The organism is Castellaniella sp. (assembly GCF_041675725.1).
In the GTDB taxonomy this organism is placed as follows: domain Bacteria; phylum Pseudomonadota; class Gammaproteobacteria; order Burkholderiales; family Burkholderiaceae_B; genus Castellaniella.
In genome coordinates, this window is sequence record NZ_JBAYTI010000010.1 from 1 (window position 1) to 14,087 (window position 14,087).

Sequence of the window (14,087 nt, forward strand, 5' to 3'; positions counted from 1 at the left end):
AGCAACAGCAGCAGTTCGAACGTCGCCACCAGTGCCACGACCATGACGGTGGCGGCATCGAGGATCCGGGCACGGATCCCATCGGTCATGCGGGCGCCATCCAATAGGATCTGTATATGAGCCACAGGGGTTTGTGCGCGGCCATGAAGTGGAAACAGCAATGAATCATCCGGCTCGGCCAGGTGACCGAGCCGCCTGGTCCGTGTCGCTGCCGCATCGGGTGGCACGGGCAAGGCGCCGTGCGCATCCGCCCGATTCAGCCAGCGGCCCTGCGCATCGACCAGCCGAATCTCCTGGATCACCGGAAACGCGGCCGCCAACCGCGCCATGGGCAACTCCACCGCCTGCATTCGATCCGCTGCGATACCATAAGCCAGCACGCGGTCCAGATCCGACTGCAAACGACTACCCAGTGCCTGCGTGTTTTGGCGAGTGACTTCACGCCACGTGCCCTGGAAGGCATGAATCGTGTGGGCCACATAGGCCCCTTGCGCCAAAAGCAGTGCAAACAGCGGGAGCAGAAGCCGGAACCGGCCGATCCCGGCGAGGTCGTGCCGCAACACCATGGGCCGAAGCAGCCACAGCAACAGCAACACTGCGCCCAACGTGGACAATGCCAGCACCTGGAGGTTGTCACGGATCAGCGCATCCTGCTCGGGGATTTGGGAGGGCACCCACACCCGGACCGCGCCCAGCAACTCGCCGGCGCTCCCTCGCAAAGGCGCGGCCACCGTCAGGCGATGGCCCACCGCCTGCCAGGCAGCCCCCGACGCCTGGAGCCGGACGGTGCCTGGCGGGGCGGGCTGCAGCGGATCCAGCGCCCGCAGGGCCTGGAGCACCGTGGTGTCCTCTACGGCGCCGCCGAGCGCAGCCAGGCGGTGGCCGTCGGCGAGGACGACGTCGGCCCCACCCAGATCCGGAAGCGCATCCCGCAACCCGGCCAATAGCCGCGACAACCCGAAATACTGCGCCAGCGGCTTGCCCAGCGACATGCCCATGCGAACCTGCCCGGCCGTCTGCTCGACAAACAATCCGACCCGTTCGGCCGTGTTTTCGAGCGATTGCTGCTTCAGCGCTGCGAGGCTCAGGGCGCCGATCAGCGCCTGCGACAGCAAGAGAACCAGCACGCAGGCCATGAGCACAGCGCGAAATGGTCTGTGTATACGCATGGGGGTAAGAGAATACGGCATGGACGGCCCATCGGACAGCCTGGCGTCGGCCAAGCGCCAACGACAGCAGGTTGCCGCTCTCATGATAAATTACAATGACGCCCGGACATACCCGCGCGACGATCTCCATCGAGCCCGTATCCTGGCGCCTGGCCGGCGCGCGTCTCTTCAGCCTAGGGTCTGCTCATGCGGCCACGCTCATTGCGCAGCAAAATCTTTCTTCTTGTGGGCCTGACCACGCTGCTCGGTGCCATTGCGGTCATGCTGATCACCCAGCAGAATGTCACCCGCACGGTGGTCGCCAGCGAAAAGCACGCCGTGCATAACGTCCTCGACCTGATCCTGCACGATAGCGAGGCCCGCTGGGGGGCCCTGCTGACCGACAAGATCACCACCGTACGCAACAGCCGCAGCCAGCTGCTGCAGCTGGGTGCCACCCTCCATTCGGTCCTGGCCCTGCATGCCGAACAGGCCGCCCAAGGCGTGATCGACCTCACCTCGGCACAAGACCAGGCCCTTGCCTGGATCAGTGCCCTGGATCTCGGCGACGAGCGGTTCGGTTTCATCTTCGATGATACGTTGACCATACTTGCCAGCGGCCGGGCCGATTGGATGGGCACCGACTTATCCTCGCTCAAGGACTACAAAGGTCGCGCGCTCGCGACTTCGATGCACGACGAGGCCAGGATCACGGGTCACGGCTTTGCCATCTATCGCTGGCCGGTCAACAACACCTCCGGTGGGGATGGTGATCTGATGTATGCCTATTTTGGCTATTTCGAACCATGGAACTGGGTCATTGCCATTACAGGCAATGCGCGCCAGATTGCACGGCAATTCAACGCGCGCCGCCAAGAAATGGAGCAATCCGTGCGCGCGGCGCTGGCACCGTTGAAGCTGGCCCAATCGGGTTTCGCGTTCATCATCGACGACGCGGGCATCCTGGTGTCGCCGCCGCCCGCCGGCCACGACGCACTGCTGGACGCCCACGGCGCCCACGGCCTGGAAACGCTGCGCCAGCAAGTCATGCAGCGCCGCAAACCAGGCCAGATCCAGAACTTTCTGTTCGATGAAGCGGGGCGCGATCACCCCTGGCAAATCAGCACGGCCTACTTCAAGCCCCTGGGCTGGACCATCGTGGCAGCCGTTCCGAACGATGACCTGACGGCACCCGCCCAGGCCCTGCGCAACCGTCTGGGCCTGGTGTTCGCGCTGGTCCTGCTCGTCTCACTGGTCGTCGCCTGGCTATGGTCGGCGCGCATCAGCCGCCCGCTGCGGCGCCTGAGCGATTTTGCCCGTGCCCTGCCCGAGCAGGACCTGCAGGCCGCCGGCCGCATCCCGCCCTACATCGCGCGGCTACCCCGAAGCCAGCCTGACGAGGTCGGCCGGCTCGCTGCCACTTTTATCTACATGGATCAGCAGTTGCGTGAAAAAATCACCCGCCTGATCCACGAGACATCACGCCGCGAACGGTTCGAAAGCGAACTCAGCATTGCGCGCAACATACAAACAGGCCTGCTGCCGCAGTCTCCCGAAGCGGGGATATCCAAAAAAATCGACCTGTACGCCACCATGCTGCCAGCCAGAGAGGTGGGCGGTGATCTGTATGATTATTTTGAACTGCCTGACGGCCGCCTGTGCCTGGCCATTGGCGACGTATCCGACAAGGGCATACCCGCGGCCCTGTTCATGGCCGTCACCCGAACCCTGATCCGCGCGTCGGCCGAAGATGAAAGCAATCCGGCCCGGTTGCTGGAACGCGTCAACAACCGCTTGGCCGAACATAACCCAAACATGATGTTCGTCACCCTGATCCTGTGCGTCCTCGATTGCAACACGGGCGAACTGGCCTGGGCCAATGCAGGGCATCCCCCACCCTGCATCGTATCGGCCGCCGGCGCCCTGCGCGTGCTCGAAGGGCGCAGCGGACCGGCTTGTGGCGTACAGGAAAACTTGTCTTATCAGGCATTCGACACGACGCTCGCACAGGGCGAATACGTGTTCGGCTATACCGACGGGGTGACCGAGGCCTGGGCGCCAGACCACCGGCTTTATGGCGAGGCGCGACTCTACGACGTGCTGGCGGGCGCCTCGCCCGACGAGGCCCGCTGCGTCGTCGAAGCGGTGCTGGACGATCTCGCCGCCTTTACCCAGGGCCTGGAACAATCCGACGACATCACGGTCATTGTGGCGAAAAGAAAATGTTCATGATTGCACGCTTCCTGACGGCCTGGCTTGTTACCGCAAGCCTGTTGGTCTGGCCCGCCACCGCCGCGCCGGCGGTCGACGGGGTGGCGCCTTATCCAACCACGCCGATCCACCGGCCCGACGGCAGCCCCTGGCGCCTGGGCTATCTGGAAAGTGGCGACTACGCCGAATATCCCCGCACGCTGCGCGTCATCGCCCAGGGGCTGCAACGGCTGGGCTGGCTGGCGCTGGATACCGAGATCCCCACTGACATGAGCGGGCAGGCCCTGTGGCACTGGCTCGGCCAGCACGCCCGCGGCGGCTACCTGGTGTTCGTCGACGACGCGTGGTGGCAACCCGGCGATTTCGACGCCCAGCAGCGCGAATCCGTGCGCAACGCGATCACCCGGCGCATTGCCGAACGGGGCGATATCGATCTGATGCTCGCCATGGGTACCTGGGCCGGCCAGGACATGCGCGCCATCGGCCCCCCCGTACCGACGGTCGTGGGCTCCACCAGCGACCCGATTGCGGCGGGGATCATCGACAGCGTTCAGGACAGCGGACGCGACAATCTGCATGCGCGCGTGGAACCCGAGCGCTACCAGCGCCAGCTGCGCCTCTTTCACGATATCGTGCCTTTTCGCCACCTGGGCATCGTCTACGAAGATAGCCCAGCCGGCCGAACCTATGCCGCACTGGATGCCGTCGAACAAGTCAGCCGGGAACTGGGATTCGAGATCATCCCCTGCCATGCGGCATCGAGCAGCATCCCGACCGCGGCGGCCACTGCCAATGCGATCGATTGCTATACCCAGCTCACTCGCCAAGGGGTGGATGCGGTCTATGTCACGACACACCGTGGCGTCACAAAGGACTCGATCCGGACCATTGCCGACATCCTGAATCGCGCGCAACTACCCAGTTTCTCCATGGGGGGATCCGAAGAAGTGGCCCAGGGAATCCTGTTGAGCCTGGCCAAGGCCGATATGTCTTATGTGGGCCAGTTTCACGCCGAAACGATCGCGCGCATCCTGAACGGCGCCGTGCCCCGGGCACTGGTCCAGCTGTGGGTCGATCCTCCGAAGATCGCGCTCAATCTCGGCACGGCGCGCCGGATCGGGTTCAATCCACCCGTGGATATTCTTCTGGCGGCCGACGAAGTGTACGAGTCGCCAGAGTGGCAAATCACGGACCCGCACACCACGGGGCATTGAGTCGGCCGGCCGCCCCCTCCCGACGGTGTGGAAGCCCCGGACCCGTCTGCATCATGCGCCGTATCGGGATGGGTCCAGAGCGACGTGCCGGGTCACCAGAGCCGCCAGCTTCTGCGCGCGTCCGCCGGGCGCAGCAAGCCACGTCTCGAGCAGGCGGTCGGCCGCGTTGCGGCGCGTCTCCATCACGAAATCCGCATAGGCCAGCCAGTGGCGATCGGCGGCCGGCAGGCCTGCGCGCGCCACCGCCAGCACGTCGATGCACAAGGCGCGCACCTGTTCATCTTCGAGGCCAGATGCCATGGCGGTCTGACGCAGGGCGCCCAGCCGCTGCCAGCCCCAGTCATGCATCAGCGCCACTGCCTGCGCCAGATTGGCCTGCAGGCCGGCCTGCACCGCCATGGGCGCCATGAGCACGCTGCGCGCAACAGCGGCCCCCGCCTCTTCCAGCAGACAGGGGTCGGCAAAGCCGGCGCCCGGTATGCGCCCTTCGATATACATGGCGGTATCGCAGGATGCGAACAATGTCTCCAGCCCGCCCGGCCGGCGCCAGGCAGCCAGCAGATCCGCCAGCGGCGGAAGGGTTCCGAACCGGTAGCGCAGACGCGCATCCAGAAACTGCCCGATCTGGGAATACTCGAAGTGTCGCGCATCGACCCGCAGTTCGACGGGCGCGCTATCACCCAGGCGGCGCCCGCTCCAGCGGCCCGCATGCAGGATCGCCATCAGGCACGGGTCACCGTCTGGCAAAACGGTGCGGGCGTCCTTGTAGTCTGCGTCGGGCTCCGATGGCAGGCCGCGCGACACGGTTCCAGGCCCGAACATCCAGCCAAAGAAATCCGCCAGGTCGTGAAATGGCCGCGCAGGCCGCGTACACAGCTTGAGATCACCGCCGAACCGCGCCGAAGCCAGCGCACGCGGCCAGAGCAAGGTGCGCGTTTCCTTCAGGCCTGTCACCTGACCAGATTCAAGCGGACTGTTGGCAAACAACGCCAGATTCGCTGCGGCGAAACCCAGGTTGACGTTCAGCGCATCGATCGCCAGAGCCACCGGCACCGACGTATTGGCACCGTTCTGTGCCTTGGCATCGATCCCTTCGGCATGATGCCAACCGCGGTAGTCGCGCAGTTCTTGATAGATGGGTCGGGGGACGCAGACGTCGGCATACCACTGCGCATCGCGCCGGCAGTCCGGGTGCTGGGAGGCATTCAGGATACAGGCCTGGTCCGCCTGCAACGCCCGCAGGGCATGAGCCAGTTCGACATGGGCCCGGCGCGCCAGTTGCGTCAGCCCGCCCCGTTGCTCGGACACCGGCGCCAGCGCCGTTTCCAGCAGATTGAAGCCATTGTCCAGGCCACACTCGGCCAGCGGCGTGCGCAGCCCGACGCAGCGGCCCGCAAGTTCGTGAGCCTGCACTGCGAGCCCACTCGCCTGCTTGATCGAGCGCAGCGCTTCGAAATAGTGACGCACCGACACACTGGCGCCGTGCTGGTCGTGCACGGGAATCATTTCCAGTTCCAGACCAAATAGCCGCTGGGCAGCCGCCCGAGGGCCCGGCCCATCAGCCTGATTCATGCACAATGCGGCTGCACGATCGGTTGTCATGACAGAGAATCCCCCGGAGCCCGCGGAGACCGTGCGGCACCGGCGCCAAACGGCAGGGGGCCCCGAACAGGCCTTGAACAGTTGAACTTGCTATCATAATCCCGATCGTCGCCTTCCATTTCAATTGACAGGAAAACCGGTGAAAACAGAAATTCGCACTGATGTGCTCGTCCTCGGCGCGGGTAGCGCCGGCCTGTATGCCTTGCGCGAAGTTCGGCGCGCACAGCGCGATTTCCTGCTCGTCGACCCAGGCCCGCTGGGCACGACGTGCGCCCGGGTGGGCTGCATGCCTTCCAAGGTGGCCCTGCATGCCGGCGCGTTGTGGCAATCCCGTCTCGCCCTCGAACAGATCGGGGCCACCGGGGCTCAGGCACTCAAGCTGGATCGCGCCCGGACCTGGCAGCACCTGCGCCGCCTGCGCGACCAGTTCGCCGGCAGCGCCACCGAAAAAGCCCGCAGCGCCGCTGGCGACAGGCTCATCGAAGCCCACGCCCGCTTTCTGGCCCCTGACCGGGTGGAAATCGAAGGCCCGCAGGGCACGCGGCACATCCGTGCCCGCAGCGTGGTCATCGCAACCGGATCGCGCCCCGTGCTGCCGGGCTGGCTCGATCCCGTGCGCACCCATACCGTCACCACCGACGAGGTGTTCGAGCTCGAAGAACTGCCCGCCTCGATCGGCATCCTGGGCCTGGGGGCCATCGGCCTGGAGCTCGGCCTGGCCCTGTCCCGCCTGGGGGTGCAGGTCGTCGGGGCCGACATCGCGCCGGCGTTGGCCGGTACGGCGGATCCCGCCATCGCCGCGCGGGCACTCGAACTGGCCCGCAACGACATGACCCTCTGGCTTGAAACGGAAACACGCCTCGAGCCACTCGCCAACGGCATCCGCATGCATGCGCATGACCAGTCCGTACAAGTGGATCTGTTGTTGGCCGCCCTCGGGCGCCGGCCCAATGTCGACGGCCTGAATCTGGCTGAAGCGGGCTTCCCCACAGACCGCCGCGGCCTACCGGTTTTCGATTCCGAAAGCCTGCAGATCGGCGACCTTCCTGTGTTCATCGCCGGTGATGCCAACGCAGACCGCCCCCTGATGCACGAAGCCTCGGACGAAGGCGCAATCGCCGGGTTCAACGCGGCCCGCGAAGCGCAGCCGGCCCGCTTCCGGCGCAAAACCAGCCTGGCCATCGCTTTTACAAACCCCGACCTGGCCAGTATCGGGGCGCGTTTCGATCAGCTCGACCCCGACGCCATCCTGATTGGCACCGCGAGCGGCCAAGCCAACGGGCGCGCCCGCATTCTGTCGGCAGAAAGCAGCCTGGTGCGCATTTATGCCGACCGCGACAGCGGCCGGTTGTTGGGCGCCAGCCTGGTGGCCAGCGGTGGCGAGCACCTGGCCCATTTACTGGCCTGGGCAATACAGCGCGGTGAAACGGCGCAATCCCTGCTCGAAATGCCTTTTTACCACCCGGTGGTCGAGGAAATGCTGCAGACGGCGCTGCAGGACATCGTGCGCCAGATGCCGGTCGCCCAACCCTGGCCGCTGGGGCTGCAGGTCACCGATGCAATCCCCCCTGCGTCCTAGTCGCGCCGCAGCAGCACCGCACTGATCGCGATCACCACGCACACCATGGCGAGTGCATCCTGCCAGCTGGGCCATTCGCCGATCAGTGTGCTGCTCAGCACGCTGACGATGGGCACCGCCGTTATGCCCATGGCACTGGTGGATGCCGGCAAGTCACGCGCCAACGCAAACCAGATCACCTGCGACGCGCCATAGTTGAGAAAAGCGGACCACAGCAGCACCCCCCACATGGCTGCACTAAGATGCCAGTGCGGTTCGGGTTCGAGCACATCGGCGATCAACATCAGGACCACCGATGAGGCGCCCAGCATCCAGATGACCAGCGTTTCCGGAGCAATCGTCAGCTTGGCACGCTCCATCCACACGGTGCCCAGGGCCCAGCAAAAGGCCGCGCCCTGCATCCACGCAATCCCGATTGGACTGCCGGCCAAGGCGCTGAGTTCATTCCAAAGCAGCAGCACGATCGCCAGCAGCACCGCCGTAACGGCCACGACCAAACGGTGCGTGAAACGCTGGCCATAGAAAAACACCGCCAGCAAGACGGTAAACACCGGCATCGTAAAGCCAAGAATGGCGGCCCGGCCGGCTGGCAGATACGAAATCCCGATGATGGACAGACCGTGCCAACCGGCCACGTTGGGCAGGCCCAACACCACGACGCTGCGCCATTGGTTCAGCCCACGGGGCAGCACCGGGATGCCCTGGCGCCAGTAATAGGCCGCCAGCGCCATGGCGCCCGCGGCCATGGTCGTGCTGCGAAACCAGAGTGGACTCATCTCGCGCAGGCCCAGCTTCATCACCGGCCAGTTCAAACCCCATACCAGCGTCAGCAGAATAAGACCGATCAGTTGTCGACGGGTCAAGGCGAGCCCCAGGGTGAGTACATACGGCTCTGGATGTTAGCATGCGCAATACACGGGCCGTGAGTCGCCGTCAAACAAGATCCGGGTCCTACCGACCCTCATCCCATGAGAATTTTGCATACGTCCGACTGGCATATCGGCCGTACCCTGTACGGCAGGAAACGCCATGAAGAATTTGGCGCCTTCCTGGGCTGGCTGCTGGATACCGTCGCGCGTCTCGAGGTCGACGTGCTGCTGGTGGCCGGCGACGTCTTCGACACCAGTACCCCCGACAACCGCGCCCAGGCGCTGTACTACGATTTTTTGCGTCATGTGGCCGACAGGGGTTGCCGGCACGTCGTGGTGATTGCCGGCAACCACGACTCGCCCACCTTCCTCGAGGCCCCCAAAGCGCTGCTGGAAGCCTTGGACATCCACGTCGTGGGCAACGCAAGCACACATCCCGAAAACGAGGTGCTGGTGCTCAAGGACAGGCAAGGCCGCCCCGAGCTGATCGTCTGCGCCGTGCCCTATCTGCGCGACAGGGACATCCGCACGGCCGCCGCAGGCGAAAGCATGGCCGACAAAGAAGCCAAACTGCTCGCGGGCATTCGCGAACACTACGCCGCCGTCGCAACGCGGGCCGAGCAGACACGCGCGGCGCTCGGGGTTCGCGTGCCTATCGTTGCCATGGGCCACCTGTTCACGGCAGGCGGCCAGACGGTGGACGGCGACGGGGTACGCGAACTGTACGTCGGGTCACTGGCGCACGTGAGCGCCGCCGTTTTTCCTGCCAGCTTCGACTACGTCGCCTTGGGGCACCTGCACGTACCGCAGACCGTCGGCGGGCTGGAGACCCGGCGCTACAGCGGCTCGCCGCTGCCAATGGGTTTTAGCGAAGCGCGGCAGCAGAAAATCGTCTGCCTGGTCGACATCGCCCCTACGCCGACGGCCGGACCCATCCACGCAGCCGCCGACGCACCAGGAGACGCGCATCTGGCAATCGGCGTGCATGAGGTCGACATTCCAGTGTTTCAGCCACTGGAACGCATCCAGGGTGACTGGGACGACATCGCGCGGCGCATCGAGGCCTTGTCGACGGCCCGCACGTCCGTGTGGCTGGAAATCGTCTACCAGGGCCCGGACCTCATCGGTGACCTGCAGGATCGTCTGCAGGCCCTGCTGGCCGGAACCCACTTGGACGTTCTGCGCATCCGCAATCATTGCTTGACGCCCCAGGGCCTGGAAGCCCAGCAGGCAGAAGAAACGCTGGCCGAACTCGACCCACACGAGGTATTCGAGCGCTGCCTGAGAGCGCATGACATCCCTGCGACGCAGTGGCCTGAACTGACCTTGGCCTATCAGGATATCCTGACATCGATCGACGAAGAAGACGTGCGTGCAGAATAACGGAACGGGCGATGAGAATCCTGCAAGTACGTTTCAAAAATCTGAACTCACTGGTGGGCGAATGGCACATCGACATGACCCATCCGGCGTACCTGTCAGACGGTCTTTTCGCGATCACCGGCCCGACCGGAGCCGGCAAGACCACGATCCTCGATGCCATCTGCCTGGCTTTGTATGGGCGCACCCCGCGCCTGAGCAGAATCAGCAAGGCGAGCAACGAGATCATGTCGCGCCAGACTGGCGAATGCTTTGCCGAAGTGACATTCGAGACCCAGGCGGGATCATTTCGCTGCCATTGGGGCCAGCACCGCGCACGCCGCAGACCCGATGGCGAGTTGCAGGCCCCGCGACACGAAATCGCCCGGGCGGACTCGGGCGATCTTCTGGATACGTCCATCCGCGGGGTAGCTGAACGGATCGAGGCCGTCACGCGCATGGACTTCCGCCGTTTTACCCGTTCCATGTTGCTGGCACAGGGGGATTTTGCCGCTTTTCTTCAGGCGGACCCCGATGAGCGAGCGCCGATCCTCGAGCAGATCACGGGCACGGAAATCTACAGCCGGATTTCGATCCGGGCCCATGAACGTGCCCGCCAGGAGCGGGAGCGGCTGATGTCCCTGGAAGCCGAAGCCGGCAGCATCCAGGTGCTCGATCCAGAGCAGGTGCAAGCCACCGAACAAGCGCTCCGATCACGACAGGCCGAAGAGGCAGCACTCGCCCATCAGCTGGACGAACAGCGCAAGGCCCTGAACTGGCTCCAGCTTGTCGACACGCTGAAAGGCGAACTGGCCCAACTGACCGAAGAGGCCGAGCGTATCCAGGTGCAGCTGCGCGCATTCGAACCAAAGCGCGGGATCCTGCGCCAGGCGCTGAACGCAGCCACCCTGGAAGGACGCTATGCCACGCTGTGTGCATTGCGCAAGCAACACGCCGACGACCGCGCAGCCCTGCAGCGGCTGCACGACGCACTGCCCGAGCAGGAATCGCTTGTCCGGCAGCACGCCCGGATGCTGGAATCGGCGCTGGCGCACACGACCGAAATGAAACAGGCAGTCAAGGCAGCGGCCCCCCGATGGCAGCAGGTTCGCCTACTGGACCAGCGTCTGGCTGAACAACAAAAAAATCTGGCCGATGATCGGCATCGCATCGAGCGCGCCATTGCCCACATGAAGGCAGATCAAGACGCATTGCGCGCCGTGCAGGCACAGCACGCCACCACCGAGCAAGCGCTGGCGCAGTGCGCGCGTTACCTGAACGCGCAGGCTCGAGACGCGTGGCTGGTCGGCGGCTTGACGGGGCTCGAAGAGCAATCGGCCTCATTGACGCAATTACAACGGCAAATATCCGTGCAGGAAGAGGCCTGCAGAACAGCCACGGCTGCGCTGCACGACGCGGCGCAAGTCATGGCCGCCCGCAAGCAGCACCGGGCCGTTCATGCGGACACGCTGGCTTCGACCCTCGAAGCGGGCCGGCGTAGCCAGGATGCACTGCATCAGCTGCTGGGGGGACGCCTGCTGCGTGAATATCGCAAAGAGAAGGAATCCTTGCTGCGCGAGCTGACGTACCTGGCGCGGATTGCCGAGCTCGAACAGCACCGGGCGGCACTGAAAGACGATCAGCCCTGCCCGCTTTGCGGTGCAACGCAACATCCGTACACACAGGGCCAGGTACCGACACCGAATGAAACAGAACAACGAATTCATGCGCTGTCGGTCCTGATCGAGCAGGCCGAGCGCCTGGATACCGACATCCAGGGTCAGAAGGCCACGGCAGACCAGATACGCCAGGATCTGATCGAAGCGGAACGCCTCCAATTGGCGGCCGTCGTCGAGCACGATCGCATGCAGCAGGCCGTCACACAACGGGCCGACGCGCTGGCCGCATTGCACAAAGACCTGGCGCAGCGCAGTCGACTTTGGGCCGCACGGCTCGAACCGCTGGGTATCACCCAGGCATCCGAAGAAGATCCCGCAAGCCTGATCAGCGCGCTCAGGGCCCGGCTGCATACCTGGCAGGCCATGGTCGAGAAAAAAACCGAGCTCGGCGTGGCGAGCCAAACGATCCAAGGCGAAATCAACCGCTTGTCCGCCCTCATAGAAGCCCAAAACACCGCATTGACCGATCAGCGGGCCCGGCTGGCCGCGCAAGAAGACGAACGATCCAAAACCAGGGAAGCCCGTCGCGCACTATTCGGCGACCAGGATCCCGATGTCGAAGAACAGCGTCTGGCGGTTCAGACAGGACAGGCCGAAGAGGCAGAAACGCAGGCCAGACGCCAGCACGACGCGCTGCAGCAGCGCTGGCGAGCGGCCACGGTGCAGGCTGACGCGCTGCAGGCCCGAATCGTCCAGCAGGATACCGCGCTACAAGTGCAGGAAGCCGTCTTTGCGGCCGCCCGGGCGGCGGCCGGCTTTGCCGGCGAATCCGCCTATCGGGCCGCTCGGCTGGCACCCAATGAAATCGATGAGCTGGCCCACGGGGCCAAGGCGCTGGACCAGCATCACGCCACCCTGGAAGCCAAACACCAGGATCGCAAAGCGCGTCTCGATGCCGCGCTGGCCAGGCCGCTCACGACTTTGCCGATAGACGCTTTGAAGCGCCAGATGGCTGCTCAAGAAGACACCGTGCGCACCGTGCGCCAAGCCATGGCATCCTTGTTGCACAGCCTGGAGCAGAACACGCAGGCCCGGCAGGAAATCCGACGCCGGCAGGCCGGCATCGAGGCTCAGAGAAAAGAATGCCGCGTCTGGGACAACCTGCATGCACTGATTGGCTCGGCGGATGGCAAAAAATACCGTAATTTCGCACAGGGTCTGACTTTCCAGATCATGATCGGGCAGGCCAACCACCAGCTGCAGAAAATGACGGATCGCTACACGCTGATACCCGACCCGGAGCAGCCACTCGAACTGAGTGTCCTGGATCATTATCAAGCGGGCCAAATCCGCTCCACCAAGAACCTGTCCGGGGGTGAAAGCTTTATCGTCAGCCTGTCCCTGGCGCTGGGCCTGTCGCGCATGGCCAGTGAAAACGTCCGTGTGGATTCTCTTTTTCTGGATGAAGGCTTTGGCACGCTGGATGAAGAAGCGCTGGATACGGCACTGGACACCCTGGCCAGCTTGCGCCAGGAGGGCAAGCTGATCGGCTTGATTTCACACGTAAACACGCTGAAAGAGCGCATCAGTACGCAAATCCGCGTAGAACCCGGCATCGGCGGCCAAAGCCAGATCAGCGGCCCCGGTTGCACGCACGTTTCGAACGCCCGCTGAACCCAGCACGGCCATGAAAAGCCGGCGTGGCCGAAAATATCGGGACGACCGTCCCGATTCCGGCGACAATACATATGCATCCCTCTCATGACCTCAAAGGCCGTCTATGATTCCCATCCCGTTCCCCAAAGCCCTGAGAACGCGCTTCTTGCAGCCCATTCGCAGCGTCGGCGCACGTCGGTGGCTCGGCCTGCTGCTGAGCTTCGTGCTGTTCTCGCCAACACCCGCCAGCCTGGCCGCTTCTGACGCCGCGCTCGAGGCAGACGCTTGGACCGCGCTCGAACAGCTGTACCAGCAGCAGCCTGAAGCGCACTGGCTGGCCGAGCACGCCAGCGCCATTCTGGTATTTCCACGCATTGTGAAAGCGGGCCTGATCGTAGGCGGCGAGCGGGGCAAAGGGGTGCTGTTCAAAGACGGTCAGCCAGACGGGCGCTACGCATCTACGGGGCTGTCCTACGGCCTTCAGGCTGGGGCACAGGCGTATTCCTACGCACTGTTCTTCATGAACGACAGTGCGCTGCGCATGCTGGACAGACGCGAAGGATGGGAAATCGGGGTGGGCCCCAGTGTGGTGGTGATCGATCATGGGCTGGCCGGAAAACTGTCGTCCACAACCCTGGACGATGATGTCTATGCCTATATTTTCGGCCAGAAAGGCCTGATGGCCGGCATCGGGATCCAGGGCAGCAAGATCTCCAGGCTCGAAGACTGATCTCCGGTATGATCCTGAACCAAGAGGCCGTACAGGACCTCTTGCCGGGTCGATAGCCTCTCTGCCGGCGTCAGGCGGCAACCGGTCAGGGGCGCAGGAT

General features: G+C 64.3%; 8 protein-coding genes and 1 pseudogene. 6 read left to right on the forward strand and 3 right to left on the reverse strand.

Translation table 11 applies throughout. The annotated features are described in order from the left end of the window. Positions 1 to 1,190: pseudogene (locus WCZ84_RS03150) on the reverse strand (MFS transporter); the annotation flags it as partial. Positions 1,191 to 1,355: 165 nt separating this feature from the next. Here WCZ84_RS03150 and WCZ84_RS03155 point away from each other — a divergent pair. Next, on the forward strand, positions 1,356 to 3,380 hold the full coding sequence (locus WCZ84_RS03155) for a SpoIIE family protein phosphatase (protein WP_372684806.1): 2,025 nt from the start codon (positions 1,356 to 1,358) through the stop codon (positions 3,378 to 3,380). Beyond that, positions 3,377 to 4,573, forward strand: a complete 1,197-nt coding sequence (locus tag WCZ84_RS03160) for an ABC transporter substrate-binding protein (protein WP_372684807.1) — start codon at positions 3,377 to 3,379, stop codon at positions 4,571 to 4,573. The genes WCZ84_RS03155 and WCZ84_RS03160 overlap by 4 nt, the downstream gene beginning before the upstream one ends. Positions 4,574 to 4,624: 51 nt before the next feature. Here WCZ84_RS03160 and WCZ84_RS03165 read toward each other — a convergent pair whose 3' ends face one another. Further along, entirely contained in the window at positions 4,625 to 6,079 is a 1,455-nt protein-coding gene (locus WCZ84_RS03165; protein ID WP_372684808.1) for a glutamate-cysteine ligase family protein, read from the reverse strand. A 235-nt stretch (positions 6,080 to 6,314) separates the two neighbouring features. Between WCZ84_RS03165 and WCZ84_RS03170 the strand changes: the two genes are divergently transcribed. Then, positions 6,315 to 7,754 carry a dihydrolipoyl dehydrogenase gene (locus tag WCZ84_RS03170; RefSeq protein WP_372684809.1) on the forward strand — a complete coding sequence of 480 codons (1,440 nt, stop codon included), beginning with the start codon at positions 6,315 to 6,317 and terminating at the stop codon, positions 7,752 to 7,754. On the opposite strand, the gene WCZ84_RS03175 is transcribed toward WCZ84_RS03170, so the two are convergent. Next, on the reverse strand, positions 7,751 to 8,617 hold the full coding sequence (locus WCZ84_RS03175) for a DMT family transporter (protein WP_372684810.1): 867 nt from the start codon (positions 8,615 to 8,617) through the stop codon (positions 7,751 to 7,753). The two genes, WCZ84_RS03170 and WCZ84_RS03175, sit on opposite strands and share 4 nt — an antisense overlap. A gap of 105 nt (positions 8,618 to 8,722) precedes the next feature. On the opposite strand from WCZ84_RS03175, the gene WCZ84_RS03180 reads away from it, so the two are divergent. From WCZ84_RS03180 to WCZ84_RS03190, 3 genes are all read left to right on the forward strand, one after another. After that, positions 8,723 to 10,006 carry an exonuclease SbcCD subunit D C-terminal domain-containing protein gene (locus WCZ84_RS03180; protein WP_372684811.1) on the forward strand — a complete coding sequence of 428 codons (1,284 nt, stop codon included), beginning with the start codon at positions 8,723 to 8,725 and terminating at the stop codon, positions 10,004 to 10,006. Positions 10,007 to 10,017: 11 nt separating this feature from the next. After that, on the forward strand, positions 10,018 to 13,275 hold the full coding sequence (locus tag WCZ84_RS03185) for an AAA family ATPase (RefSeq protein ID WP_372684812.1): 3,258 nt from the start codon (positions 10,018 to 10,020) through the stop codon (positions 13,273 to 13,275). 148 nt (positions 13,276 to 13,423) lie between these two features. Beyond that, positions 13,424 to 13,987, forward strand: a complete 564-nt coding sequence (locus WCZ84_RS03190) for a YSC84-related protein (RefSeq protein ID WP_372684813.1) — start codon at positions 13,424 to 13,426, stop codon at positions 13,985 to 13,987. Positions 13,988 to 14,087 lie beyond the last annotated feature (100 nt).